Below are 622 nucleotides of genomic sequence, written 5' to 3' on the forward strand. Positions count from 1 at the left end.
TGGCATGAAGGGTATAGGAATTGATATTCTTGAAACTGGAAGAGTAGAGCCAATGGTAGATAGTCAAATGCGGGGATTCATAAGACAGTTTACAGAAAAGGAAATTGAAGAAGTTCTGAAACAGGAAAATCAGTATATTGCTTTTGCTAAGAGGTTTTCATTAAAGGAAGCAGTATACAAAAGTTTACATACATTTGAGGGTATACGAAGCTTTCAAGAGATAGAAATCTTGACAGACTCAAATGGTATTCTATTTGTTTCTCTGTATGGAAGAATAAAAGAGATCGCAGATAAAAACGGCATATCGCAGATTCTTTTGTCCGTGTCTTATGAGAGAAGGACTATTGTGTCAATGGCATTTGCGGAATAGAAGATTCGACTGAAATGTAATACAGAGAAGCATGAATATGGTAACCTGAATTAACCCTTGTAATGCATTGTAAGCCGTTGTGTTGGCTTTTAGCTTATCGCACGGCTAACCCACAGAAAACTGGGCAATACGGCCGCTTCTGTTATTTAAGTCCATCGAAACCAGACATTAGCAGTGATGAAAATGATGCAATGTCAAAACAATTATGTGCAGCCGGAAATAATGTCGATTATAATAAGCATTTGTCCCAAT

General features: G+C 37.1%; 1 protein-coding gene. It reads left to right on the forward strand.

The genetic code is table 11. The features are described from left to right. Positions 1 to 370, forward strand: a 370-nt coding sequence (locus tag HMPREF9469_RS30420) for a holo-ACP synthase (protein WP_007871917.1), incomplete at its 5' end; no start/stop codon positions are given. Positions 371 to 622: the final 252 nt, after the last annotated feature.

The organism is [Clostridium] citroniae WAL-17108 (genome assembly GCF_000233455.1).
Lineage (GTDB): Bacteria > Bacillota > Clostridia > Lachnospirales > Lachnospiraceae > Enterocloster > Enterocloster citroniae.